Here is a 25,139-nt window from a genome sequence, read left to right as displayed (position 1 = left end):
TTCAAATTAGTGAAAACTTCAGTCTAGCAGGAGGGCCAGTTCGGTTCGCCCACCGCGGCGTAAGCCACTGGCTTTTTCCGCACGGATCACCCGGCCGCCCGCAGGGCTTCCTGCTGGATTGTGAGATCCTGGTCGATCATGCTGACACGGGCATAGCTATAAGCAGTCATGAATTGACTCGCGAGGCTCTAGATGTCTTCACGTTATTGTATCAGAATCTCAAAAACAATCCTATTGAAGCGGGAAAATCGTCTCACGAAGACGCCTCTCTTGGGTATACCCAGATGAGTCAATAAAATAGTTATATAACTATTTTCGATTGCCCGGCCTGTAGAACTTCCATAGAGTAGTCATATCACTACTGGAGCGCTCAATGCCTCGCCTCGTATCAGCCGCCGATGCCAACCGGCAATTCTCGGAAATCCTCGGACAGGCTGTTCAGGGAGAGACTGTGATCATCACGCGCCGTGGCGCTCCAGTCGCCCAGCTTACTCCGCTCGGCCGCCGGCCGGCCGATGAGGCCAGGGATCAAGCTTGGGATCGCCTGCTGGCCACGCTCGAGAAAGGCCTGCCTCTCGGCGGTCACCGCTTCGATCGCGACAGCCTGTACGATCGGTGATCCTGTGCGCTTCACCCTTGATACAAATCTCCTAGTCTACGCCGTAGACCGGGACGCGGGTGACCGGCACTGCATTGCCCTCGACATCGCCCGCCGTGCTCGGGGCCGGGACTGCGTCTTGACGCTTCAATCTCTCGCCGAATTATTCCGTGCTCTCACCGGGCCGAAAATGAAAGTACCGGCCGCACTGGCCGCCGACATCGTGCAGGAATGGCAGGATGCCGTGATCCATCATGGATGGTCGTTCTGGGAGGCCATGATTTGGGCAACCGCCAAAAAACACGGTTGCCGGATCCTTTTCACAGAAGATGGACAGGCCGGAAGAACACTGGGCGGCGTGACCATCGTCAATCCTTTTGGCGATGGTGGCGCTGAGTTCGCCAAAGCGGCTTTCGGGACGTAACCCAGTTTCTTCGACGAATGTGAGCACGACCGCCTGATATCGAGCACCGATCACATAATTCGAGCGTCGAGGCAGATAATCCGAGCACGCCGGCCGGCCTGCGATCACGTAATTCGAGCAGAAATCTGCGATGAATTCGAGCACAGGCGCCAGTAAAAGCGAGCAGCTATCTCCCCATCGCCATGCCCCTGTCGCGGGTGCGCTCGAGTTGTTTCTGGACCTCGGCCTGTTTCTCGCCGGCGACCTCCCGGGCTTTGGCCAGTTCGGCGGCCCGCTGCCGTGCCTGCTCGAAGGTCTTCTGCCGCGCCCGTTCCCGGCTGATGTCGCTGAGAGGCATTTCCCGTTCGGCCTCCCGCGCCAGCAGGCTCCGCGCCGTCTGCCGTTCCGCCCAGCGTGACCAGGCGGCGGACAGTTTGTCCCGGTCGTCGGTGATGATGTGCAGCACCGAACGCTCGCGCGATGCCGCCACATAGGCGGTCTGCGCCGTCGCCACCCGCCCCGCCTCCCCCACCACGATCGCCCGGTCCACCGTTGCCCCCTGGCTGCTGTGGATGGTCCGGCAATAGCCGTGATCGATTGCCTGCGCCCGATCCGCGCCGATCCGCAATTCCGCTCCGGCATCGCTCCGTACCAGCGCCTCGCCCCGCGCACGGTCCAGCCTGGTTACCACCCCACCCATGCCGTTGCTGACGCCACGGGCGCGGTCGTTCTCCCGGAAGACAACCCGCTCGCCCTCGGCCAGGGCAAGCGCGCGCACATGATAGGCGGTCGCCATCTCGCCGGATGGCCGCCAGGCGATCTCCCGGGCGCCCGCCCCGCCGGCAGGGGCAGCCAGTGGCCGCAACATCACGTGATCGCCCGCCTGCCCGGCCACCGTCCACTGGCTGCCCCGCGCCGCCACCAGGCGCCGCCCGTCCTTCAGCTCCCGGGAGAACACCACCACCATTCCCGGCTCGTAGGCGTGCGGTCGCTTCGCCTGCTCCCGGGTCAGGTTCGCCTTGTCCAGCGCTTGCACCGTCAGTTCGTCCCGGTCGAGTTCGCCCCGCTGCCGAAGACCGGACCGGATTTCCGCGTTGACCGCCTCGCGCATCCGGTTGGTGCCTGCCAGCACCAGTGTATCCGCCCGCTCCGCCGGCGTCAGGCCGAGATAAGTCGTGGCCGCTGTCAGGGCGAGCCGGTCTTTCTCCACCATCGCCATATAGGGCTGCGCCGCACGCACCGCGCCCGCCGCGTCGCCGCGCGCGAACAGCTGCACGATCTCCCGCAGCGCCGGATCGCGCTGCCGTTGCACTTCATCCATCCGCACATGCCGCAGTGCGCCCGTCTCCAGCAGCTGCTGAAACGGCGATCCCGCCTCCACACTCGCCAGCTGCCGCGGATCCCCCACCAGCAGCGTCCGCGCCCCCTCCGCCTCGGCACGCCGCATCAGCCTGTCCATATCGCGCGCCGACACCATCCCCGCCTCGTCCAGCACATAGAGACAGAGCCGCGCCCCAGGCGTAACTCCACCCACTTCGGCCGCCGGCCGGCGCAAACCGGCCTCCAGCGTCTGGGTCAGGTCACAGCCCGCCTGCCCCAACTCGCGCGCCGCCGCGGCACTCGGCGCCAGCCCGACAATCTCGTAGCCCACCTCCCGGTATGCTTCGGCGATCGCCGCCAGCGCGCGCGTCTTGCCCGATCCCGCCGCCCCCACGATCCCGACATGCCGATCCGCCGAACCCAGGGCGAACCGCACCGCCTCGCTCTGCCCGGCGGTGAACACCAGGCCCTGGTCTCGCTCCTGCCGCTCCAGCACCTGCGCGATCGCGCCCGGCTCGGCCACTGGCTTGGCCGTACCCCGCCCGGACCGCACCACATCGAGCACAAGCCGCTCGGTTTCCAGCGCGTCCCGCGTCGTGAACACCAGACCGCGCCTCTCATCCGTCCCGGCCACCAGGCCACCGGCACGCTCGCCGATCGCTCGCGTCACCGCGGCCGACCCCACCCGGCCCAGCCCCGCCAGCAGCGCCTCCCGTACCAGCTCCGCCTCGCTGAACACGCTCGCCCGCTCGCCCAGATGCCGCGCCGCTCCCGCCACTGCCTCCCGTGCCATCTCCATCTCATGGTCCGGGCCAACGGCATCGCGTTCCACGGCGCCGCCACGATCCAGACCGGATCGCGCCCGCTCGAGGGCGGCGCTTCGCGCCCGATCCAGATCAAGACCAACCTCCCGCGCCCGGGCTCGCCACCCATAGCGCTGCTCCACCTCGCCGGGCTGGCCCTTCTCCAGCCGCGTCGATACATTCGCCCGCACCCGCTGCGCCGCACTCGCCACCTCCCGGTCCAGCCCGCCCGCAGCCAAAGTCCGGTCGATCTCCGCCGTCCGCCGGCTGAACGCCGCGATCTGCTCCCGCGTCAGACCGGCAATCTCGAACCCGTCACGCGTCCGTTCGATCCCGTAGCCCAGCTCCGCCACCCGTTTCCCAAGCTCCGCCTTGTAGACCACATCCAGCATATGCAGAATCTCGTTCCGCGCCCCAAAATCCAGCGACGCCGCGCTCCACACCCCGTCCGATCGCCGCGTCATGTTGGCGATCACCAGATGCGTGTGCAGCTGCGGATCCGCCACCCCATCCACCGGCCGGCTGTCCTCATGCCGATATGCAGCCGCCACCATCCGCCCGGTCCGCTCCACCACCGCACCCGCCTTGCCACGCCGCGCCACCACCATCAGCCGCTCCACCTCACCCGCCGCCACCTGAACCGCCTGGTCATGCGCCGCCAGCAGCCTTGCATCGCCGCCCGCCAGCGCCAGGATGCTGACACTTTTCGGCGTGCTGATCGTCAGGTCATGCCCCAGCCGCCGGCTTCCCGTCCGATTGCCACGCCCGCTCAGATCCGTCCCGTCCGGCAGACAGCCCGACAGCAGTTCCGCCAGCGCCGCACCGTCCACCGCACCGGACAGGCCGAGTTCGGCCGCACCGGCCCCCAGCCACATCGAGGGCGCCGCACGGCCCTGGTAGTAGCCCATCGCCGCAGCGCCGCGCTCCGCCTCCGCGACCGGCCCGTCCTGCCGCATCGCCTCAAGATAGCGGACTACGCCGGCAATACTGGCGCCGGACCCGCCACCTGACCCGGCACCCTGCCCGGAGCCCTGCGCAGTCAGGTGGCTGTATGAGATCATCGTTCGGTCCTCGCTGTCTTCACCGTTTTCGCTGTCGATCATCATGGCAGATATCACCAGAAGGATAGCAGGCCGTTTCCGCTTGCTTGCCGGGGCTGGGACATGATACCCCGGTTTTGGACTTGCCATGCATTATAGGTGCGGTTGTGTGTAAAAGACTAGCGCAGCTAGTCGTCGATAGACAGAAAATAGGGCTCTGATTGCCATATGGTTGTCCATTGAGTGGATGCCGATATTGGATCGATATTCGGTTAGCTATACGTGATAGACCGGTATTGCCTCATGGGTCACATTGGGCAACGATCACTATGAGATCAAATGGAGAGGATAAGCGCCATGGCAGACGACACATCGGGAAAGCCGGCCGCCGGAATCAGCCGTGACGACATCAAGGCGATCGCGGCACAGATGAAGGCGCTTCCCGCCGCCCGTGATGCCGCACTCCTGACCAAGCGTGCCGCGATCGAAGCTCTCAGCAGCGAGATCAGAGCCATGCGCGACAAGGGCTATACCATCGACCAGATCGCCGCCTGGCTGCGCAACAACACCCCCCTCGCCGCCAGCGCCGCCACCATTCGCGCAGCCCTCGCCAGCAAGCGCAGCCGTAAGCCAGGATCATCCGCACGATCGGCGGCAAAGATTGGAGAAGCCACAGCACATGGATCGTCACAGCCCGGTAAAGATGCGGCAGGCATTGCCCGCGACGCGGCCGATCGTCCGTCGAATCCGGCGCCGCCAGCAAAGATGCCAGCCCGCTCTCCCCCGGCAGTGACAGAAAAACCTGTCGGCGCGGGCACCTTCGCCATCGGGAGCGATGACGTATGAGCCGCATCATCTATGTCGGCGGCAACAAGGGCGGCGTCGGCAAGTCCATGGTCGCTATCGCCCTCGCCGATCATCTCCGCCACACCCGCAATCTCCCCGTCTTCCTGGTCGAGACCGATACCGCCAACCCCGACGCCGCCAAATGTCTCGGCACCGAAATCAACGCCACCCTCGCCGCCGATACCCGCACCGAGGCCGGATGGCAGACCATGCTCAACGCCATCGAACAGCATCAGGACAAGACCTGCGTCATCAATGCCGGCGCCCGCGACAACGACGCCATGCGTCGCTATGGCGACTATCTCCACCGCGGCGCCGAAGCCCTTGCCATCCCGCTCGCCATCGCCTGGGTGATCAACGACGAGCGCGACAGCCTCCTCGCCCTGCGGGATTTCATGGAGGGCTATCCTGGGCGCGTCGACGTCATCGGCAACCGTTTCTTCGACGAGGCCGGCAGCTTCGCCGTCTATCGCGACAGCAGGATCCGCGCCGAGATCGAGGCCCGCGGCGGCACGCTCCGCCCCTTCCCCATCCTGCCCCGACCGCTCGCCACCGCAATCAAGACCGATCGCCGCTCCCCCGCCGCCATCCTTGCCCAGGCCCCGCTGTTCGAACGCATCGCCCTCGAAAAATGGCGCACCGATTGCGCCGAGGCTTTTGCCCCCCTCCTCGAGGCTCAACCGCTCACCACCGCCCGGGCCTGAACCGGACCAACCCCAGGCCGCCAGAACGCCAGCATCCAGTCCCAGGTTCGCCGGCGCCGCGGCGGACCTTACTCCCGTCGCAAAGGACCAGCCCGTCGATGGCCACCGATATCGAGACCGCCTACCGCGAAATCGCCGGTTTTGCGCCCGATCAGGAGGCCATCAACCGCATCCGCAGCGCCGGACGGATCCTCCGCCTGCAGGACCAGGACAGCGGCTGGCTCCTCCTCATCACCCTCGAGGCTCACAACGCCGCCATCCGCAACACGCTCGACGCCGCCTCCACCCTCGCAGCCGCGGCAGGAACCGCCGCCGCCGACGCCGGCAAGGCCGCCACCGCCATCGCCCGCGAGATCGGCCGCGCCGGCCCCACCCTTGCCAAATCCATCCAGAACGCCGCCCTCGAGGTCGGGCGCGATCTCCGCGGCTCCATCGATCAGGCCACCGGCGCCGCAAAAGACACAATCGCTGAAACGATCGCCACCGGCACGACCAGGATGGATGGCGCGATCGCCGAGACGTTCCGTCAGGCCACCGACCTGCTCGACCAGGCCGCCAACAATCTCCGCGCGGGCGCCACCGAAACCCGCGACCATTTCATCCAGCACTGGCAGAGCCTCGCCGCCGACGCCACTTCAAAAGCCCTTGACAAACGGGTCCAGATCGAAGCCGCCCGTTCCCGCCGGGCCAGCCTCCGTACCTTCGCCATCGCGTTCGTCATCGCGGCGATCACCTTCGGTGCCTCGGTCTTCATCGCTCACCGCCAGGGCTGGCAGCACGGCTACCGCACCGGCAAAGCCGATCTGCTCACCCACATCCATGACCAGAAACTCCGCGCCTCCTGGGCCAATACCCCAGATGGCATGCTCGCCTACCAACTCTACAAGGCTGGTTTTATCCGCGAACTCGCAACCTGCTCCGGACAGGGATGGAAAATCAAGACCAGAGGCGGCAAACCGCTCTGCCTGCCCTACCAGACAAAAAATGGCTCCATCTACGGCTGGTTCCTGAAATGACCGGCGGCATTTCTCCCCACAAATGATGGTATATATCTTGTAATACTGCGCCGATATGGTATATATCATGTCAGAAACTCCGGAGGGATCATGAGCCAGATCGCCAAACTCTTTAATAACGGCAGAAGCCAGGCCGTCCGCCTGCCCGCGGCCTATCGCTTCGAGGGCGCCGAGGTCTTCATCCGCCGCGATCCCGATAGCGGTGACGTCATCCTGTCCCGACGACCAGCGGATTGGGAAGGGTTTTTCGCTATTCTCCGTAACACAAAAGTGCCGGCTGATTTTCTTGATCGGTCAGAGCGGAACCAGGGCGTTCAAGAGCGCGATCCCTTCGCCGGCTGGCCGGAATGACACCAAACCGGCGGATGCTGGACACTAACACGGTAAGTCATCTGATCAGGCAGCATCCCGCGGTCACCCGGCGCGTGGTCGAAATGCCCATGGCCACCTTGTGCATCTCCGTGATCACCGAAGGCGAGTTGCTGTTTGGCCTGGCTAGACGGCCGAAGGCAACCGCACTGCATCAGGTAGTCAAGGAATTGCTGCGACGGATCGATGTCCTGGCCTGGGATAGCTCCACGGCAGGAATTTACGGCACCCTCCGCGCCGGTCTGACGGCTACCGGCAGGACCATGGGGCCGCTCGATCTGCTGATCGCTGCCCACGCCATCGCCACAGGATCCGTCCTGGTGACCAACGATCAGGCGTTCCGCATGATCGACGGGCTGGCGGTCGACGATTGGACGATGCCGTCTCCCGCATGATGGTCTGTTACGTTGAGTGGCATCTGCGCGATGCTCTCAAGCCCCTGCTGTTCCAGGATCACGACCGGACAGGAGCCGAGGCCGAACGCTCGTCGCCGGTCGCCAATCGCAAGCGCGGCCGACGCCGTAACGATCAGAGCCTGCCGATCTCAAGCTTCACCGACATGATGGCGCATCTCGCGACCCAGACGCTCAACACCGCCGCCCTGCCCAAGGCGCCGAATGCCACCTTCACCACCCTGGCAAAGCCCACACCACTGCAAGCCGCCGTCTTCGACCTGATCGGGATCGATCCCACGCGTGTCCAGTAAGCAGCAAAATCAGATCAGAAAGTTTGTCGATAAATGCAGGGAATTCGGGTTCAAATCAATGAAAACTTAAGTTTAGAACTTCTGGGTCACAAATAGCCATACTACCATTCAGATTCAGGCTCTCAGAGACTATGGGAAGCGCGTCCTCGGCTTAGCGTAGGATTTCGCCCCCTCCCGCAAACGACCCCATGAACGGCTCTTCAGGGCAAATAAACTTTACGGGGCGGTGAGCCGATGCTATACATGTATAACAAAAGGAGTTTTTACCGTGCTGGCTGTCCGCCTTCCCCCTGAAATCGAGAGCCGCCTTGATGCGTTGGCCCAGGCTACAGGCCGAGCCAAGAGCTTTTACGTCCGTGAAGCGATCATGGAGCATTTAGACGACCTCGAAGATTTATATCTTGCGGAACAACGCCTGATTGACTTGCGGGCTGGCAAAACCAAGACCGTTCCGCTCGAAGATGTAATGAAGCGGTATGGCCTGGAAGATTGAGCTCGATCCTGCTGCCGATCGTGAACTTGATAAAATCGACAAGCAAACCGCTCGCCGCATTCTCGCCTTTCTCCATGACCGGGTTGCTGCGCTAGACAATCCACGCAGCATTGGCGAAGCCCTTAAAGGTTCCAAGCTGGGGGATTTCTGGAAGTACCGCGTAGGCAACTGGCGAATTATCGCCAGCATCGAGGACGGCGCTTTGCGTATCCTCATTGTCAGAATCGGCAACCGACGCGAAGTTTATAAGCGCTGAGCGCACACGCGAATGCGCCAACTACTTCAGCTCATGCGGATATGACCCGGACTGATCGAAAAACGCTCTAAATAAAAACGCTCTAAATATAGGCATGCATGTCGTTGCCGAGGGCGTTGCGACCGCCGTGTAATCATATCACGGGATTGCGATCGTTGGATTTGCGTAATCGGGCTGTGTGGTCAGATCGGGGCGGGCGGTTGGCACGGATGATGCAGCAGGTGATGTGACAACGGAGTGGAGCGGGATGCGGAAACAGGGATCGTGGATGCGGCGGTTGGCTGGGCAGGTGGCGCTGGGCGCCTGCCTTGCGGCGACGGCGGCAACGGTGCCGGCGCGGGCGGCTGGTGGGCATTATGGCGGCACGTTGAAGCTGGTCGCTTCGTCGGCGGCGGGGACGCTCGATCCGCAGGTCAACTATACGCTACGCTACTGGCAGATCTTCCCGATGCTCTATGACGGGCTGGTCTCGTTCGAGAGGGCCGGCGGCACCGCCGCCTTCCACATCGTCCCCGATCTCGCGACCGCGATGCCGAAGATTTCCGATGGCGGGAAGACCTATGTGTTCACCCTGCGTAAGGGGGTGAAATTCTCCAACGGCGCGCCGGTGACGCTGACGGATGTGCGGGCGAGCTTCATCCGCCTGTTTAAGGTGCTCAATCCGAATGCCGGAACATGGTATGACGTGATCGTCGGTGGGCGGCACTGCGCCAGCGCGCCCACCACCTGCACGCTGCCGGGGGTTGTGATTGATCAGGCGAAGGATACGGTGACTTTTCACCTGCGTCACCCCGATGCGGAGTTTCTTGACCAGCTGGCGGTGCCGTTCGGCGCGATCCTGCCGGCAAGCACGCCGGACAAGGACATGGGGACGATTCCGATTCCCGGCACCGGGGCCTACATGATCTCGAAATACGATCCGAGCAGCAAACTGGTGATGGTGCGCAACCCGTATTTTCACCAGTGGAGCCGGCTCGCGCAGCCGAAAGGCTATCCCGACCGGATCGTCTACCGATTCGGGCTGACGCCAAACGCGCAGGTGACGGCGGTTGCCAACGATCAGTATGACTGGATGTATAATCCGATCCCGCTCGACAGGCTCGGCGAGGTCGCCACGAAGTATAAATCGCGGCTTTATCTGCACAGTCTGCTCGCACTCTGGTATGCGACGATGAATACGCGGATGAAGCCGTTCGACAACAAGGATGCCCGGCTCGCGGTGAATTACGCGATCGACCGCGCCGATCTGGTGAAACTGTTCGGCGGACCGGCGGTCGCGACCGCGACCTGCGAGATCCTGCCGCCGGGGATGCCAGGCTACAAGCCCTTCTGTCCATTCACCGAACATCCGGGCACCACGTGGACTGCGCCCGACATGAAGAAGGCGATGGCCTACATGAAAAAGTCGGGCATGGCGGGGCAGAAGGTGACGATCATCACCCAGAACAGCGACCCGAGCCGGGCGATCGGAATCTATCTGCAGAGCGTGCTCGACCGGCTGGGCTTCAAGGCGAAGGTGAAGGGCATATCGTCGAACATCCAGTTCACCTACATCCAGAACTCGAACAATCATGTCCAGATGGCGGTGACCACCTGGTATCAGGATTACCCGGCCCCGTCGGACTTCCTCAATGTGCTGCTGTCGTGCAAGTCGTTCCATCCCGGATCGGACAACTCGATCAATATTTCCGAGTTCTGTGACAAGTCGATCGATACCGAGATGGCGGTGGCGGAAACGATGTCGATCGCGCATCCGAAGAAGGCGGATGTGATGTGGACGAAGATCGACCGGGAAATGACCGATCAGGCGCCGGTCGCCCCGCTGTTCACGCCCAAGCATGTCGATTTCGTCTCGAGCCGGCTGCACCATTTCGTCTTCAGCGGCCAGACCTATTTCATCCCCGATCTGGCCTGGATCAAGTGACTGAAGCTCCGTCGCCAGTGATGGTGAGCGATGCTGACTACGAGGAGGCGCTGCGTGCCTGGAACGCGCCCGACCTGCCGGAGGCGGCCTCGCGGGGCTACTGGGCAGCGGCTCTGGCGAGGCTCACGCGGAACCGGACGGCGATCGTCGCCACCACCGTGCTCGCGGTGGTGCTGCTCGCCTGCCTGGCGGCACCGCTCTATGCGCATTTTGTCGCGCATACCGATCCGTTCAAGTCGAATCTCGGCGGCACCGTCACGATCGCAGGCAAACAGGTTTCGGTGATGCAGCCGGCGAGCGACGGGTTCGGCGTCACGCCGATCGGCCCGACCTGGCGCTGGGGACCCTATATGCTCGGTGCCGACGGCCAGGGGCGGAATGTCGCGGCGCGGCTGCTCTATGGCGGGCGGGTCTCGCTGCTGGTCGGGGCTGCCTCGACCGCGATCTGCCTTCTCCTCGCCTCGCTCCTCGGCGTCGCGGCGGGGTTTTATGGCGGGATGACGGACCGCGTGATCTCGGTCATGCTCGATATATTATGGGCGTTTCCGATCTATCTGCTAGCGATCTCGCTTTCGGTCATCCTCATCAATGCCGGGTTTCATCTCGGCCCTGTCATCATCACCTCGAACGACCTGATCATGCCGATCGGCATCATCGCTATCGTTTATGTTCCCTATGTCGCGCGCCCGATCCGGGCACGGGTAATGATGCTGCGGCGCTCGGATTTTGTCGCGGCGTCGATCTCGCTCGGGGCCTCGGACGGGCGGATCTTACGGCGGGATATCCTGCCCAACGTGGCCTCGACGCTAATCGTGTTCGCGCCGATCATGATGGCGCTCGATATCATCACCGAAGCCTCGCTTTCATTCCTCGGCATCGGCATCCAGCCGCCGAGTGCGAGCTGGGGCACGATCATCCGCAACGGCGAGCAGCTGCTCTATACCCGCCCGATCGTCTCGCTCGCGCCGGGGCTTGCGATCGTGATGACCGTGGTCGCGCTGAACGTCCTAGGCGATGCGCTGCGCGACGCGCTCGACCCGCGCGCCCGCCTGACGCTGAAATAAATGCGGGATTCCAGCTTGTCGCTCGGCTTCACCATTCTCCGCCGCCTCGGCCACATGCTGTTCGTCATGTTTGGCATCAGTGTTCTCGTGTTCCTGATCTTCTTCGCGACCCCTGGTTCCGATCCCGCCGCGCGGATCGCCGGGCGCAACGCCTCGCCGCAGACGGTCGCGCTGATCCGCAAGGAGTTCGGCCTCGACCGGCCATTGCCGGTCCAGTACATCCGGATGATGGACAGTCTGGTCGTCAAGCGAAACCTGACGTCCTTCGTCAATCTCGGCGAGAAAGTGGTGCCCGCGGTGTTCCACGCGGCGCCGGTGACATTGTCGCTCGTCGCCGGGGCCGCGACGATCTGGATCGTGTTCGCCATTCTCGTCGGCCTGCTTGCCGCCGCCTACAAGGACCGGGTGATCGACCGCATACTGATGATCGCGAGCCTGATCGGCATTTCCATCCCGGTGTTCTGGCTCGGCGAGGTGGTCAACCTGATCGCGCAGGGGGGGCTGCACAAGACGTGGTTGTTCTCATGGGTGCCGCCACTCGGCTATGTGCCGCTGCGCCGCAACCCCGCACTCTGGTTCAAGTCGCTGCTGCTGCCCTGGTGCACGCTGGCGGTCGCGTTCATCGGCATCTATGGACGCGTCCTGCGCGCCAACATCATCGAGGCGATGCAGGAGGATTACATCCGCCTCGCCCGCGCCAAGGGCCTGTCCAGCCGGGCCGTGCTGATCCGCCACGCGCTGCGCTGCTCGCTGATCGCGATCTTCACCCTTTTCGGACTGGATTTCGGCGCCCTCGTCGGCGGCGGGGCCCTGCTCGTCGAAGTCGTGTTCGGACTGCCCGGTGTCGGCTACCTCACCTATCAGGCGCTGACCAATCTCGACCTGCCGATGATCATGGCAACCGTGATCTACGCCTCGTTCTTCGTCGTCGCCGCCAACGCACTCGTCGATATCCTTTATTCCGTCTTCGACCCACGCGTGCGCGATGACTGATCGAAAACAGGATTCCATATTGCCGCTCGATCGTGTGAACAATCGAGAATTTATTAATCGAAAATTTTTTGATTCTTTTTTACATAAAATAAGCACTTATACTGGAATATGCATCGGATGATAGTCTCAGCAACATTTCTAGAAGATAAGCATCTTCTTTTTTTTAAACAAAGAAGAAATAAAAAAAACTTTGGACATATGGGTGTTTCCCTGTGAAAACGCCGGTGACCCAGCTCAAAAAAATTTTTTGTTTCTTTTTTCCAAAAAAGAAGCCCTTCCTTTACTGCCTTGATCCGACCGCCAAGACGGTCGTGGGCCGTGCCAACTGGTATCACCCTCCCCTGCCCTTTTCCCGGCCCGGCGCCGAATGACGATCGAGGCGCCTTTGCTCGAGGTTTCCGATCTGCGGGTTTCGTTCCGCACGCGGCGTGGGGTGATGCGTGCGGTGGATGGGGTTTCGTTCGTGCTCGGGCGGCGGGAGATTCTTGGTGTCGTCGGGGAATCGGGTTCGGGGAAGTCGGTGTCGCTGATGGCGGTGATGGGGCTGATCGACGATCCGAATGCGATCGTCGAGGGGTCGATCCGGTTCGAGGGGCGCGAACTGGTCGGGTTGGCGGACCGGGAAATGCGCAGGCTGCGAGGCGGGCAGATCGCTATGATTTTTCAGGACCCGATGACCGCGCTGACGCCGGTTTATTCGGTCGGGCGACAGATCGTCGAGCAGTTGCGGCTGCATACCGATCTTGCGGGGTGCGCGTTAAAGGCGCGGGCGCTCGAGCTGCTGGAGGCGGTGGGGATTCCGGGGCCGCGCGATGTGATCGAGCGGTTTCCGCACCAGTTGTCCGGCGGGATGCGCCAGCGGGTGGTGATTGCGATGGCGCTATCGTGCAATCCGGCGCTGGTGATTGCCGACGAACCGACGACGGCGCTCGACGTGACGGTGCAGGCGGCGATTCTTGATCTGATCCGCAATTTGCGGCGGGATTTCGGGTCGTCGATCATTCTGGTCACCCACAATATGGGCGTCGTTGCCGAAATCGCCGACCGGGTTGCTGTGATGTATGCCGGGCGGATCGTCGAGCAGGCCGACAGAAGAGCGATTTTTCAACGGCCGCGCCATCCCTACACGGTTGGTCTTCTCGGCTCGATCCCGCCGATGACGGGGGTGCGGCCACGGCGCCTGCCCTCGATTTCCGGCGCGCCGCCGGCACTCGACCAGCTGCCGCCGGGATGCAGTTTCGCGCCGCGCTGCCCTCACCGGTCGCGCGCCTGCGTGGTTCGGCCGGAGATGCGCGGCGACGGGCACCGTTATGCCTGTGTCCTTGCGGCACTGCCTACGGCCGGGGTTTTGTCATGACCACGCCGGACGGCGTCGTGCTGCTCGAAGCGAGTGGCGTGTCGAAACGGTTCGCAGTCGGGCGCCGGGTGATCGGGGCGGCGCGGCGGATGGTGCATGCGGTGGACGGTGTGTCGCTGTGTGTGGTGCGCGGGGAGACGCTCGGCATTGTCGGGGAGTCCGGGTGCGGGAAATCGACGCTCGGGCGGTGCCTGATGCGGTTGCACGATGTCAGCGAGGGCAGCGTGGTGTTCGACGGGATCAACATCACGCATCGATCCCGCAACGCGCTGCGGCCGATCCGGCGGCGGATGCAGATGGTGTTTCAGGATCCTGCCGCCTCGCTCAATCCGCGGTATCGGGTGCGTGACCTAATCGCCGAGCCGATGCGCATCCACGCGACGGTGCCGGAGCGCGAGATCGGGGACCGGGTTGCCCGCCTGCTCGACCTCGTCGGGCTGCGGCGGGGACATATGGACCGGTTTCCGCACGAATTCTCAGGCGGGCAGCGCCAGCGGATCGGGATTGCCCGTGCGATTGCGCTGGAGCCTGACCTGATCGTCGCGGACGAGCCGGTCTCGGCGCTGGATGTCTCGGTGCAGGCGCAGGTGGTCAACCTGTTTCAGGATCTGCAGGAGCGGCTCGGGCTGACCTATGTGTTCATCGCGCATGATCTCAGCATCGTCCGCCAGATCACGGATCGTGTCGCGGTGATGTATCTCGGCTCGATCGTCGAAACCGGGCCGACCGACCTCGTGTTCACTAGCCCGTCCCACCCTTATACGATGGCGCTGATTTCCGCCGTTCCGATGCCCGATCCGGACCCAGCGCGGCGACCGCGCCGGATCATCCTGACCGGCGACGTGCCGAACCCGATATCCCCCCCTTCGGGCTGTCGGTTCCATCCGCGCTGCCCGCGCGCGCAGGAGCGCTGCCGCGCCGAGCGGCCCGCACTGCGCGCACTGGATGATGGGCGCGACTGCGCCTGTCATTTTCCGGAAACCTGACCCGGCGGCGCGCCGCCCGTTATTTGTGAGGAACGATCATGGATGCAGGGAACTTCGCGCCGTTCGATGGATATCGGACATGGTATCGCGTCAGCGGCGACCTCGAGGCGGGCGGGCCGCCGCTGGTGGTGCTGCATGGCGGCCCGGGCGCGGCGCATGACTATGTAGACCGGTTCCGGCTGCTCGCCACACCAAGGCGGGCGGTGATCCATTACGACCAGCTCGGCTGTGGGCGGTCCACCCACCTGCCCGACCGGGGGGCTGCGTTCTGGACCGTCGATCTGTTCCTCGCGGAGCTCGACAATCTGCTCGATCATCTCGGCATCCGGGACCGTTATGCGGTGCTCGGCCAGTCCTGGGGCGGAATGCTGGCGGCGGAACACGCGGTCCGGCGTCCTCCCGGGCTGAAGGCGCTGGTGATCGCCAATTCCCCTGCTTCGATGGTCACCTGGGTCGCGGAAGCGAACCGACTGCGGGCGGAATTGCCCGCCGAGGTCCAGCAGACCCTGCTCGCGCACGAGCGCGCGGGGACGACCGATCATCCGGACTACGAGGCGGCGGTCGATGTGTTTTATCATCGACATCTCTGTCGGCTGGATCACTGGCCGGACGAGGTGAAACGCAGCTTCGCGCAGATGGCGGAAGACCCAACAGTTTACCACACGATGAACGGTCCGAGCGAATTTCATGTCATCGGCACGCTCAGGACGTGGGACATCACGGAGCGTCTGCACGTGATCGCGGTGCCGACGCTCGTCCTGTCCGGCGCGTTCGACGAGGCAACACCGGAGACGGTTCGCCCCTATGTCGAACTGATCGAAGGCGCGCGCTGGGTGCTGTTCGACCAGTCGAGCCATATGCCGCATGTAGAGGAGACCGCGCGGTGCATGGATGTGGTTGGCGGGTTTCTCGATACGATGGATGAGGCGGAGTAGGAAGTCGCCTGTGAACTATGTGATCTGGCGGTGGGCGAAGCCGAGGCTTGGTGAGCGGTTTGCGGCAGAGAGCCATGCGACGAGGGCACAAAGAAGCCTGATCAACCATCTGCGGAGGAGGCGAAGGTTGTGTCCGACGCCGGCGAGGACGGCGTTGATGGCATCACCGTCGACGCCGAGCAGGAAGTTTCTTCCGAGATGGCCGTCGGTCTTCATGTGGCCGATGACGGGTTCGATGGCGGCGCGTCGGCGCAACTCGCGGCGGATGGTGGGGGTGATGCCGCGTTTCTGGCGGGATATGAAGATCCTTCTGCCCTCGGCTTCTACGCCGTAGCCGCGATAGCCGCGGTCGACATAGGCGCGGGCGACGGCAACGCCGGTGATCCGCTCGACCTGCTCGATCTGGCCGGCCAGGGTGTGGCCGTCATAGGGATTTCCCGGCCGGCTCTGCATGCCGAGAACGAACTGACCGCCGGGTGCAGCGGCGTTGGTGGTGGCGATGGAGACCTTCACGCCGAATTCGAAGCGCGTCCTGGCCTTGCCCTTGCCGATGCACTCCACCTCAGGCGCGTGCAGGGAATAGAGCTTGTCGGCACCGCGGTCGGAGCGCTTCTGGCGAAGCAGGCGATTGATCAGGCCCAGCGTTTCGGCGAACGCCGCCTTCGCTTCAGCGTTGCCTGCGATCTTGCGGGTGATGTCACGAGCCAGCCGGCCCAGCCAGGTCCGCAGCTTGCGCACGCGAGCCTCGGCCTCGCGGCGTTTGCCACCATGGTGCAGGCGCGCCGCCTCCTGCCTGGCGTAGCGCGCAACCCGGCGATACGACTGGCGTAGCGTGATGCCGTGCTTGCGCGCCATGCGGGCGAGTGTCTCAATGCCCTTGTGCAGCAGTTTGCTGTCGGTCGGATGCGTCACGGCCTTTGGCTGGACCGTGGTATCGATGGTGACCCGCCCGTAGTGCTTCTCCGCCACGGCGCCACCCCGCTCGGCCGCCGCCAGCGTCTCGGCGAGCAGGGCCTCCATCCGCTCGGACCCGATCCGTTTGCGCCAGCGCGTCATCGAGGATCGATCGAGCGGCAGGGCATGCTGGAAATGCGTCTCGCCGCAGAATGCCTGGACATACGGACTGTCGAGATAGCGCACGCAGATCGCTTCGTCGGACAGCCCATCCATGTGCTTGAGACTGAAGTTTTCACTAATTTGAATGCAAACTCCCTGCATTTATCAACAAACTTTCTGATTTGATTTTGACGCTTACTGGACACGCATGGGGTCGATCCCGATCAGGGCGAAGGCGGTGGTTTGCAGCGACGTGGGGTTTGCCAGAGCGGTGAAGGTGGCGTTCGGCGCCTTGGGTAGGGAGGCGGTGTTGAGGGTCTGTGTGGCGAGATGCGCCATCAGGTCGGTGAAGCTCGAAATCGGCAGGTTCTGGTCGTTGCGGCGTCGCCCGCGCTTGCGATCGGCGGCCGGGGATGTCGATGCGGGGGCAACCGGCGATGAGCGTTCAGTTTCCGCGCCTGGCCGGTCGTGATCCTGGAACAGCAGGGGCTTGAGGGCGTCGCGCAGATGCCATTCGACGTAATAGAGGCCATAGCATCTGTTGTTCGCCAGACAACGCTAAGGGTGAACCAAGCAAGAACGCCACAAACTCTGTAAGAGGCCAATCATCGGGTGAGTCCATTCACGACAAACACTTCTTTTTCGTGAGTGTGACCGTCCCGGTGGAGCAGCGGCATTTTATCCACGACAAATCCGCAAAAATCTATTGACAGAAAATATTCTATTCGAACAATTTTCGTGAACTAATTCGATAAGGAACGGCTATGTCGATGGTGGGGTATGCACGGGTCTCCACGCGAGAGGAACGACAGATATTCGATCGCCAGATGGATGCTTTGACGGTTGCCGGCTGTGAGCGAATTTTTGAAGATCGCGGCAGCGGAGCGCGTTCGGATCGGCCCGGTATCAAGGCTTGCCTTGACTATCTCCGGCGCGGTGATGTCCTGGTCGTCCTGGACCTCGATCGGCTGGGGCGACTTGCCGGCGAACTGATCGGGCTGGTTGATGACTTGGAAGCACGCGGCGTTGGCTTCCGCGCGCTGAACACCGCCTTTGATACAACAACGCCGGCCGGCCGGGCTTTCCTGCAAATACAGGCTGCATTTGCGGAGATGGAGCGGAACGTCATTAGACAACGGGTGCGAGAGGGTATCGTCGCGGCCCGTGCAAGAGGTCGTAAGGGCGGCCGGCCCCGTATGATGACAGCCGAGCGTTTGCGATATGCTCAACACCTGATGGCAGATTCCACGCGCAGCATCCCGTCTATATGTCGGGAGTTGGGCGGCATCCCGGCGAGCACGCTTTATCATTATATGAAAGCAGATGGGACATTGAAGTCGCCTGGTATCAAATTGTTGGGGAACGCCGCTGTCGCCCTTGAGGCGGTTTGATCAGAAATTCAACCTACGTAATTCAACCTACGTCAGGTAGGAATGAACCACACCGATCAGTTCCTCCGCCGCCTGAGCGCGATCGGTCTCCTGCTGCTTTGGATCGACGATATGCTGGCGGATATGGTGTTCGATCACGGTGCCGATGAACCCGTCCAGCGCACCGCGGCACGCCGTTGCCTGCTGCAACAATGCCGTGCATCGCGCATCCGCGTCCAGCGCCGCCTGCATCGCCTCGACTTGGCCGCGAATGCGGCTGAGCCGGTTCACCAGCTTGCGTTTTTCCTTTTCGGTGTATTGCATCGCCTCTTGACCAAATACTATGGGGGGGTATATGGCACGGATAGCTGCGGAAGGCGAATTTCTGCGGTTTTGATCAACCAAATTTCCAAGGACCCCATGAAACCGCGATCGACCAGCCAGCCTTCGGAGGACGATAGTAAGCGCTTTTCGCTTGCTGTCCGTTCAACCGTGGGATGGACGATTGCCCGGGCCGGATACGCGGCTGGAGTGATGCGCGCAACGCGCTGAACCCCGCCCATCCCTCCCGGGTTCCAGCCAATGCTGACCAGGAGGAGGGATCACGATGATCTTCCGCAGAAAACGAACTGATCGGCCGTCTTCGCCGATCAGGAGTAACCCATCGAGTGACGCGGCATTCCCCCGCCGTCGGCTTGTCACCTGTTGGCGCCCCGACGGTTCGGGGCGGCTCGTGACCTATTGGAAAGTGGTCGCAGCACCACGCGGCGAGCCCCCGGCTGAATCCGGTCCGGATCACCGTCAACTTCCGCATCATTCCCACCTCACATTTGCCGATCACGGAGACATGCCATGTCCGCCGAAACCGATCTCCTGATCTCACCAGAAACGGCCCGCATCACCTTTCCAGAGGGTCTTGAAGCCCGGCTGCGCGATCGGCTGCGCATTCAGCGGCTGCGTATCGGCAAGCAGAGCCTGGGCAGCCGCATCGCCCTTGGCCTTGCGTTGGTCGGTCCTGGCCTGCTGGTCATGCTCGGCGACAACGATGCCGGTGGCGTCATCACCTACGCGCAGACCGGCGCCACCTACGGGTTCAGCCTGTTCATCCCGCTGATGATCCCGCTCGGCTTCATCGCCTATCTGGTCCAGGAAATGACCATCCGGCTCGGCGCCGTCACCCGCCGCGGCCATGCCGAGATGATCTGGAAGCGCTACGGCGCGTTCTGGGGCGCGTTTTCGCTGATCGATCTGGTAGTCGCGAATATCCTGACGCTGATGACCGAGTTCATCGGCATCCGGGTCGCCAGCGCGATTTTTCATATCCCCTACCTCGTGACGATTCCCGCCGCCTTCGTCTTTATCGTCAGCATTCTGCTGTTCCTGAAATACTATACCTGGGAGCGGATCTCGCTGTTCGTTGCGGCATTCAACATGGTGTTCGTGCCACTGGCGCTGTTCTCACATCCCGACTGGAGTGCGATCGGCCGAACCTTCACCGGCACCGGCTGGGCGCTACCGGGCGGGTTGCTCTCGGCTGGGTTCCTGATCCTGATTTCGGCGAATATCGGCACCACGATCGCGCCGTGGCAGTTGTTTTTCCAGCAATCCTGCGTGGTCGATAAGGGGATTCTGCCGCAGGACATCAAGGCAAGCCGACGCGATCTGATGCTCGGCGTGATCGGGATGGTGGTGGTCGCCACCTCGATCATCGTGATTTCTGGGCAATACCTGCACGGTCTGGCAAACACGGCGTCGCTAGGGGACCACTCGGTGCTTGCCGATATCGGTTCACGGCTCGGCCACGGCGCGATGGTGATCTTCGCGCTTGGCCTGTTCGAGGCCGGCCTGATCGCCTCGATCGTGATCACCGCCAGCACCGCCTGGGCGATCGGCGAGGCGCTCGACGTACCGCGCTCGGTCAACATCTCGCCGCGCCGCTCACTGTATTTCTATGCGCCGGCGATTCTCGGTACCGCGATTGCGGCGAGTGTGCCGATGCTGCCGCACGTGCCGGTCGGGTTCCTCAACCTGACCGTCCAGGTGATCGCAACCGTGTTCATGCCAACGGCCATGCTGTTCCTGCTCATGCTGCTCAATGATCGGGAATTGCTGGGCGACCACGTGAATTCACCGATCCGCAACATCCTGTCGGTCGGCGTCATGGTCATGCTGATCGCCTGCAATGGCCTCTACGGCATCGCGACCGTGTTTCCCCATGCCCTTTGAAAATTCGTCGCTCAGGAGCGCCAAGTCATGAACCAGGACAACCGTTTTCCTGCCAGTGAGACCCGTCGCTCGAAAGGCGTCAGCCGGATACCGGTGCTGCGCGCGGCCTGGGCCAGTCAGCGCGACCTCGACCGCACCGCCCATGACAACAGTGCCGACATCGCCGCGATTGCCCGCGCGGAAGGCTGGTTGACGCCACTCATGCCGATCGAGCGGGTAGCTCTGCGGCCCTGGCAGCAGGCCGTGTTCTGGGGTCTGCGCCTCTATATCGGCGTCATGCTGATCGTCATGGGCTGGGGATTTCTTCATGTTGCGGGGGGATAGGCTGACCAGCGAGGTTTTGAATGACAGATTTATCCCAACCATTTCCAGTTCCATTTCTCACGACAGTCGGTGATTTCGCGGTCGCCTTCGTGCTCGGCACCCTGATCGGTGCCGAACGCCAATGGCGGCAGCGCTCCGCCGGCCTGCGCACCACCGTTCTGGTCGCCCTCGGCGCCGCCGCCTTCGCCGATCTCGGGGTTCGCCTCGCCGGTCCCGCCGGATCGACCCGCGTGGTCGCCTACATCGTCTCCGGCATCGGCTTTCTCGGCGCCGGCGTCATCCTGAAGGAGGGCGCCAATATCCGCGGCATCAACACGGCGGGAACCCTCTGGTGCTCGGCTGCGGTCGGCGCGTTCTGCGGCTGCGGCTACTCCGCCGAGGCCACCTTGCTGACCGTTTTCATCCTTGCCGGCAACACGCTGCTCCGTCCCCTCGTGAACGTATGGCCCGCCCCGTCCGCAAGGGGTGATTTTCATCTGGCTCTAATCAGTCTGCTTCAACGTATCCGGTCTCGGGCTTCGAACCCGGCCAAGATGGAGATCCGCGCGGCCTGATCCTCATAATCACACCGGCCTCGGAGGCCGTTCACTGGGTCAGGTTTTCAAGCCGCCGTTCGACTGTCAGGCCATCTTCCTTTCACCTCACGCAGACATCGACTGCCCTTTCGCGCCCAACTATGAGCGCTGTTCGGGCGATTCCGTCATGCGGCCGCAGCCGCCGCTTCGAATTGGGCGTCGTAATCGCAACCGTGCGCCAAAACGGCCCATGCGATCCGAGCCAGCTTCGCGGCCAGCGCGACTACGACCACGTTCTTATGCGCTCGATCGAGCAATCCCCGCGCCCAGCGGCCCAACGGTGTATCGCGTTCGACAAGATAAGGCAGCGCCGCTCGTGCGCCATGGATCAAGTTCTTCCGCAAATAACGATTGCCGCGTTTGCTGATGCCGAGCAGGCGCGGTTTTCCACCCGTTGTCATTTGCCGTGGAACGAGCCCCAGCCACGCCGCCATGTCCCGCCCACGTTTGAATGCCTGCGCCTCGCCGACCGCCGCCGCCAGCGCCGTAGCGTTTATCGTTCCCATTCCTGGGATTTTGGTCAAACGTCGCACAGCCACGTCGTCACGAGCCAACTGAACGAACTCGGCGTCGAAGCCGGTGATCCTCTGGTCGAGTGAACGCCATTCCGCCCGAAGATCTTCGATCAACGTCCGGATGCGCGGGCTCAACGCGGCAAAACCGCCATCTTCGGCCAATGTCTCAAGCTCGGCTTCCAGTTTCCTCCGGCCTTGCGGAACGACGATCCCTCGCTCCAGCAGCAACGCCCGCAAGTGATTGATCAGCGCCGTCCGTTCCGAGACCAGGCGCTCCCGGGCTCGGTGCAAAGCCTGGAGATCAGATTGGTCCTGGCTCTTCACCGGCACGAAACGCATCGTTGGCCGCGTCGCAGCCTCTGCGATCGCCTCCGCGTCGAGATCATCGTTCTTCTGCGCCTTCACGTACGGACGGACATATTCCGGCGACATCAGCCGCACCTCGTGGCCCCGCGCGGCGAAAATCCGCCCGAGGTGATGAGCGCCGCAACATGCTTCCATTGCCACAATGCACGACCCAAGCTCGCCAACGAAACTTTCCAACGTTCCCCGCCGAAGTCTCCGCCTCAAAACAACCCGGCCGGCGGCGTCCATGCCCACCACGCTGCAAGAGTTCTTGCCAAGATCGATGCCGACAATCACGATATCCATCGGTCTGCTCCTCTCTCCAAACCAGCGGCGATACTACCCGATCGCCGCGAGAGGGGCGGGCCATCCCATAATTACATCAACCGCCGGCCGATCGACGCGCGCGCCACCGAAGCGCAATACGCGATCCATGCGCTGTGTGACCCGGCCGACGTGTCGGATGTGCGCGACCTTTTGTTCTCCGAACTGGAGGCCGCACACTACCCGATCCGCGAGATTGCCACCCTATCCGACAGCGAGGAACTGGTTGAACTGGCGGCAACCCTGGTGCCCACCAACGCCAAGCCCGACGAACTCGATGCCGTCGTCGCCGCACTGGAAAAAGCCGGCCCGATCAAGACCGCAACCTGGACCGTCAGCACCACGGCCTGATCGCGAGTTCCTGAAGCGAAAATCACTTTGTTGCCGGAAAAGGGAGGATTGTTCAATCGCCTAATCGACTATGTATCGCAAACGAGTGTTTGGCATACGGCCGGCAGATGACGAGCAAAAACCAATTTCCTTGCTCCATAACCCGTATCACAATCAGCGTGTCGCAGAGGTTCGTACTCAAGAAATAGATTCAGGCGTTAACGTAGGATTCCGCTCCCTCCCGCAAACGACCCCTACAGGCCCTACGCCAGGTCGAGGATGTGCCCGGAACCCTCCTCAGGCATCTCTCGCCGATCGGCTGGGAGCATGTGAACCTGACCGGCGACTACATCTGGAGCGCCAATCAGAAATCGACGGAAAACCATGCCGGATTGCGACCTCTCAGGCCAATCCCCGACACGACCATAAAGGCAGCCTGATGTTCCTGCTTTGTCCGCTTATGCTACAGCGCAGGCCGTTTCGTTACTTCAGGCCAGATAGGCGGCCTATCCACCCCTGATTAACGCCAGAATAGGCTGATAGGTGCCCAACCGGAAGACGAAATGGGGTGGCCACAGCCCTAGGAAACAGGCTCAACGCCTCACAGCGGGCCATAATCACGTCGGTGTATCGCAACGCGTCCCCCGCAGCACGGTTGATTGAGACACCTCGCAAGCGGACGATATCCGCGCTGAAGGTGTGATATAGCTGAGGCCACGATCAGGTCGAAATCCGCGGAATGGAAAGCCCCACCGGTCCACAGCGCAACCGCGGCCCCTCCAACGAGGTACGCGGGACTTCCGGTCTCGCGGCGATATTGCTCGCAGACGCGGCCGAGCAGCCCAAGCGCCTCAAGATAATCGGCTTCCAGTGTCATTATCGCGCCGTCCCGTATTGTCTCACTGCGGCTGATTCCAGCCGTGAGTGTCACGCTTGCTCCGCATGCCCCAGATGGTCTTGCCGAGGTTGAGTTCGCCGGCCCGGGCTTTTGCGACCATGCCGTGGAAATACCCGCCGGGCGTGCTCCGGAAATGCCCCGCGGGCCGTGCCGAGACGATGGCCAGCGCAATCGCCGCCTGCTCCCGCCCCATGGCGATACACGCCTCGCCCCAGAGCGGTTTCGACACCCCCAGATCGTGCCGCAGCCAGTCCGCCGCCTCCACAACGTCAGGCCAGGCCGGCGACGACCGCCCGAGATAGGGAAGCAGCCGCGGCGCGAGGCGCACCAGCTCGTCCGGCGTGATCCGCAGCACCGTTCCATCATCCCGACGGGCAGGTTTTTGCTCGCCCCTCCCCGTCTCACTGCCTGACCGACCGTTCCGCAGCCCCGTCGTCTCTGCCGTTGCCCCCGACCCCACCGGGGCCGGACTACTTTTCTCAATGCCAGATACCGTATCCTGTTCAGGATTTAGGTCTGATTTGTATCTGTATTGGTGGGGCCGGTTTTCCGGCGCCTTGGGGTCGGTTTCCACATCTTTTTGCGCGCTGCCGGTTCCCTGCCGCGCCGCGATCAGGCTCTCCAGCCGCTGGCGCAGATCGCCATGGCGATCCTCGAGCCGCGTCACGCCAAAGGCGAGAACAGCGGAACTCTCCGCCTTCGCCAGACGCCTGGACAGGCGCCGCGCTTCCTCCGCCTCCCGCACGAAGACACCCGGTTCCAGACCTACCTCCACCGCCGTCTCCACGATCTGCTCGATCGCCTTGCGGGCTATCGTCACCCGCCGGCGCAGCTGGCGAACCGCCTCGCGCTCCGCCCTCCCCTTCTCCGCCACAGCCCGGAACTCGTCGAACCGCACCCCAAGCGGCGACAGGTCGAACCCATACGCCTCGATAATCCGGCCCCCACGGTCCCGCCGGCCGTAACGCTTGCCGTTGGGACTGTCCCGCATCACCACCAGGCCCAGCTCGACCAGATGCCGGTTCAGCGCCTTGGTCTGTGATGCCCCGAGATCCAGATCCGCCTGCTGGACGGCAGCAGATGGCCAGACCACCGGCCGCGCACCCGCCTCCCAGTCCTGCCGCTGGGTAAAACGGAACAGCCAGTCCACCGCATGCACCACCCGTGGCGGCAGGCCGAGATACGGCGCCGCCGCCTTGAACGCCGCCAGAACCGCACCTGGCCCCCCTGCCCCGTCTGACAGTCCCGTGAAACCTGCCGCGGTCCGGTCCGTCGCAAGCATCGCCAGGCTCAGCCGGCGAAGCCCGCCAAACCCCTGATTTGTCCTTGAATTCTGCCCGAAACCGGGACTTTCCGTCTCCAT

Annotated in this window: 24 protein-coding genes and 6 pseudogenes; 23 read left to right on the top strand and 7 right to left on the bottom strand. The window is 63.0% G+C overall.

Going from position 1 to position 25,139, the window contains the following annotated elements; genetic code table 11:
• Nucleotides 1-21 precede the first annotated feature (21 nt).
• Nucleotides 22-170 (bottom strand): annotated as a pseudogene (locus ACMV_RS21670) (recombinase family protein); the annotation flags it as partial.
• Nucleotides 171-373: 203 nt separating this feature from the next.
• On the opposite strand from ACMV_RS21670, the gene ACMV_RS22065 reads away from it, so the two are divergent.
• Both ACMV_RS22065 and ACMV_RS21050 read left to right on the top strand, forming a co-directional pair.
• Nucleotides 374-619 (top strand): type II toxin-antitoxin system Phd/YefM family antitoxin, encoded by a 246-nt coding sequence (locus tag ACMV_RS22065; RefSeq protein ID WP_013635106.1) that lies wholly within the window; start codon nucleotides 374-376, stop codon nucleotides 617-619.
• A 118-nt stretch (nucleotides 620-737) separates the two neighbouring features.
• Nucleotides 738-1,022, top strand: coding sequence for a PIN domain-containing protein (locus tag ACMV_RS21050; protein WP_148361046.1), 285 nt, complete (start codon nucleotides 738-740; stop codon nucleotides 1,020-1,022).
• Nucleotides 1,023-1,188: 166 nt separating this feature from the next.
• Here the strand turns inward: ACMV_RS21050 and mobF are convergent, their stop codons facing one another.
• Nucleotides 1,189-4,185, bottom strand: a complete 2,997-nt coding sequence (mobF, locus tag ACMV_RS18805) for a MobF family relaxase (protein ID WP_013635104.1) — start codon at nucleotides 4,183-4,185, stop codon at nucleotides 1,189-1,191.
• A 336-nt stretch (nucleotides 4,186-4,521) separates the two neighbouring features.
• Here mobF and ACMV_RS18800 point away from each other — a divergent pair, with 336 nt between their 5' ends.
• The 15 genes and pseudogenes from ACMV_RS18800 to ACMV_RS18735 all read left to right on the top strand — a co-directional run bounded on the left by ACMV_RS18800 (nucleotide 4,522) and on the right by ACMV_RS18735 (nucleotide 15,813).
• Nucleotides 4,522-5,010 (top strand): hypothetical protein, encoded by a 489-nt coding sequence (locus tag ACMV_RS18800; protein WP_013635103.1) that lies wholly within the window; start codon nucleotides 4,522-4,524, stop codon nucleotides 5,008-5,010.
• Nucleotides 5,007-5,714, top strand: coding sequence for a P-loop NTPase (locus ACMV_RS18795; RefSeq protein WP_013635102.1), 708 nt, complete (start codon nucleotides 5,007-5,009; stop codon nucleotides 5,712-5,714). Before ACMV_RS18800 ends, ACMV_RS18795 begins: the two co-directional genes overlap by 4 nt.
• Nucleotides 5,715-5,812: 98 nt before the next feature.
• A complete protein-coding gene (locus tag ACMV_RS18790; RefSeq protein WP_013635101.1) occupies nucleotides 5,813-6,730 on the top strand; it encodes a hypothetical protein in 918 nt (305 codons plus the stop codon).
• A 90-nt stretch (nucleotides 6,731-6,820) separates the two neighbouring features.
• Complete coding sequence (locus ACMV_RS18785; protein WP_013635100.1) at nucleotides 6,821-7,081, top strand: antitoxin; 261 nt, start codon at nucleotides 6,821-6,823, stop codon at nucleotides 7,079-7,081.
• Complete coding sequence (locus tag ACMV_RS18780) at nucleotides 7,078-7,494, top strand: type II toxin-antitoxin system VapC family toxin (RefSeq protein WP_013635099.1); 417 nt, start codon at nucleotides 7,078-7,080, stop codon at nucleotides 7,492-7,494. Before ACMV_RS18785 ends, ACMV_RS18780 begins: the two co-directional genes overlap by 4 nt.
• Nucleotides 7,491-7,805, top strand: a pseudogene (locus ACMV_RS18775) (IS1634 family transposase); the annotation flags it as partial. The gene ACMV_RS18780 and the pseudogene ACMV_RS18775, both read left to right, overlap by 4 nt.
• 268 nt (nucleotides 7,806-8,073) lie before the next feature.
• Entirely contained in the window at nucleotides 8,074-8,298 is a 225-nt protein-coding gene (gene relB, locus ACMV_RS18770) for a type II toxin-antitoxin system RelB family antitoxin (RefSeq protein ID WP_013635097.1), read from the top strand.
• A complete protein-coding gene (locus ACMV_RS18765) occupies nucleotides 8,282-8,554 on the top strand; it encodes a type II toxin-antitoxin system RelE family toxin (protein WP_013635096.1) in 273 nt (90 codons plus the stop codon). Before relB ends, ACMV_RS18765 begins: the two co-directional genes overlap by 17 nt.
• Before the next feature lie 268 nt (nucleotides 8,555-8,822).
• Nucleotides 8,823-10,478 (top strand): ABC transporter substrate-binding protein, encoded by a 1,656-nt coding sequence (locus ACMV_RS18760; protein WP_041665874.1) that lies wholly within the window; start codon nucleotides 8,823-8,825, stop codon nucleotides 10,476-10,478.
• A gap of 20 nt (nucleotides 10,479-10,498) precedes the next feature.
• Entirely contained in the window at nucleotides 10,499-11,542 is a 1,044-nt protein-coding gene (locus tag ACMV_RS18755; protein WP_013635094.1) for an ABC transporter permease, read from the top strand.
• A complete protein-coding gene (locus ACMV_RS18750; protein ID WP_013635093.1) occupies nucleotides 11,543-12,535 on the top strand; it encodes an ABC transporter permease in 993 nt (330 codons plus the stop codon). It begins immediately after the preceding gene.
• Between the two features lie 224 nt (nucleotides 12,536-12,759).
• Nucleotides 12,760-12,906, top strand: coding sequence for a hypothetical protein (locus ACMV_RS21045; protein WP_154653566.1), 147 nt, complete (start codon nucleotides 12,760-12,762; stop codon nucleotides 12,904-12,906).
• Nucleotides 12,903-13,892: an ABC transporter ATP-binding protein gene (locus ACMV_RS18745; RefSeq protein ID WP_013635092.1), complete on the top strand. Its 990-nt coding sequence runs from the start codon at nucleotides 12,903-12,905 to the stop codon at nucleotides 13,890-13,892. Before ACMV_RS21045 ends, ACMV_RS18745 begins: the two co-directional genes overlap by 4 nt.
• Nucleotides 13,889-14,878 carry an ABC transporter ATP-binding protein gene (locus ACMV_RS18740; protein ID WP_013635091.1) on the top strand — a complete coding sequence of 330 codons (990 nt, stop codon included), beginning with the start codon at nucleotides 13,889-13,891 and terminating at the stop codon, nucleotides 14,876-14,878. Before ACMV_RS18745 ends, ACMV_RS18740 begins: the two co-directional genes overlap by 4 nt.
• A gap of 38 nt (nucleotides 14,879-14,916) precedes the next feature.
• The gene (locus ACMV_RS18735; RefSeq protein WP_013635090.1) at nucleotides 14,917-15,813 is read left to right on the top strand and encodes a proline iminopeptidase-family hydrolase; all 897 of its coding nucleotides are present in this window, start codon (nucleotides 14,917-14,919) and stop codon (nucleotides 15,811-15,813) included.
• Between the two features lie 15 nt (nucleotides 15,814-15,828).
• Here the strand turns inward: ACMV_RS18735 and ACMV_RS18730 are convergent.
• Both ACMV_RS18730 and ACMV_RS22125 read right to left on the bottom strand, forming a co-directional pair.
• Nucleotides 15,829-16,992: pseudogene (locus tag ACMV_RS18730) on the bottom strand (IS5 family transposase); the annotation flags it as partial.
• 72 nt (nucleotides 16,993-17,064) lie between these two features.
• Nucleotides 17,065-17,406 (bottom strand): annotated as a pseudogene (locus tag ACMV_RS22125) (IS1634 family transposase); the annotation flags it as partial.
• Between the two features lie 227 nt (nucleotides 17,407-17,633).
• Here ACMV_RS22125 and ACMV_RS18725 point away from each other — a divergent pair.
• Nucleotides 17,634-18,260, top strand: a complete 627-nt coding sequence (locus ACMV_RS18725; protein WP_013635088.1) for a recombinase family protein — start codon at nucleotides 17,634-17,636, stop codon at nucleotides 18,258-18,260.
• A 27-nt stretch (nucleotides 18,261-18,287) separates the two neighbouring features.
• Here the strand turns inward: ACMV_RS18725 and ACMV_RS18720 are convergent, their stop codons facing one another.
• A complete protein-coding gene (locus ACMV_RS18720) occupies nucleotides 18,288-18,563 on the bottom strand; it encodes a metal/formaldehyde-sensitive transcriptional repressor (protein ID WP_013635087.1) in 276 nt (91 codons plus the stop codon).
• A gap of 528 nt (nucleotides 18,564-19,091) precedes the next feature.
• Between ACMV_RS18720 and ACMV_RS18715 the strand changes: the two genes are divergently transcribed.
• From ACMV_RS18715 to ACMV_RS18705, 3 genes and pseudogenes are all read left to right on the top strand, one after another.
• On the top strand, nucleotides 19,092-20,465 hold the full coding sequence (locus ACMV_RS18715; protein ID WP_013635086.1) for an NRAMP family divalent metal transporter: 1,374 nt from the start codon (nucleotides 19,092-19,094) through the stop codon (nucleotides 20,463-20,465).
• A 27-nt stretch (nucleotides 20,466-20,492) separates the two neighbouring features.
• Nucleotides 20,493-20,789 (top strand): hypothetical protein, encoded by a 297-nt coding sequence (locus ACMV_RS18710; RefSeq protein WP_013635085.1) that lies wholly within the window; start codon nucleotides 20,493-20,495, stop codon nucleotides 20,787-20,789.
• A 20-nt stretch (nucleotides 20,790-20,809) separates the two neighbouring features.
• Nucleotides 20,810-21,229: pseudogene (locus tag ACMV_RS18705) on the top strand (MgtC/SapB family protein); the annotation flags it as partial.
• Between the two features lie 260 nt (nucleotides 21,230-21,489).
• On the opposite strand, the gene ACMV_RS18700 reads toward ACMV_RS18705, so the two are convergent.
• Nucleotides 21,490-22,530, bottom strand: coding sequence for an IS110 family RNA-guided transposase (locus ACMV_RS18700; protein WP_013634884.1), 1,041 nt, complete (start codon nucleotides 22,528-22,530; stop codon nucleotides 21,490-21,492).
• Between ACMV_RS18700 and ACMV_RS21930 the strand changes: the two genes are divergently transcribed.
• Both ACMV_RS21930 and ACMV_RS20410 read left to right on the top strand, forming a co-directional pair.
• Entirely contained in the window at nucleotides 22,504-22,899 is a 396-nt protein-coding gene (locus tag ACMV_RS21930; RefSeq protein ID WP_331429023.1) for a hypothetical protein, read from the top strand. The two genes, ACMV_RS18700 and ACMV_RS21930, sit on opposite strands and share 27 nt — an antisense overlap.
• Nucleotides 22,900-23,132: 233 nt before the next feature.
• Nucleotides 23,133-23,318: pseudogene (locus ACMV_RS20410) on the top strand (Tn3 family transposase); the annotation flags it as partial.
• Between the two features lie 459 nt (nucleotides 23,319-23,777).
• On the opposite strand, the gene repC reads toward ACMV_RS20410, so the two are convergent.
• Complete coding sequence (gene repC, locus ACMV_RS18690) at nucleotides 23,778-25,139, bottom strand: plasmid replication protein RepC (RefSeq protein WP_013635081.1); 1,362 nt, start codon at nucleotides 25,137-25,139, stop codon at nucleotides 23,778-23,780.

Source organism: Acidiphilium multivorum AIU301 (genome assembly GCF_000202835.1).
Taxonomy (GTDB): domain Bacteria; phylum Pseudomonadota; class Alphaproteobacteria; order Acetobacterales; family Acetobacteraceae; genus Acidiphilium; species Acidiphilium multivorum.
The sequence above is the reverse complement of the archived record's forward strand: the minus strand, read 5'-3'. Positions and strand labels throughout refer to the sequence as shown.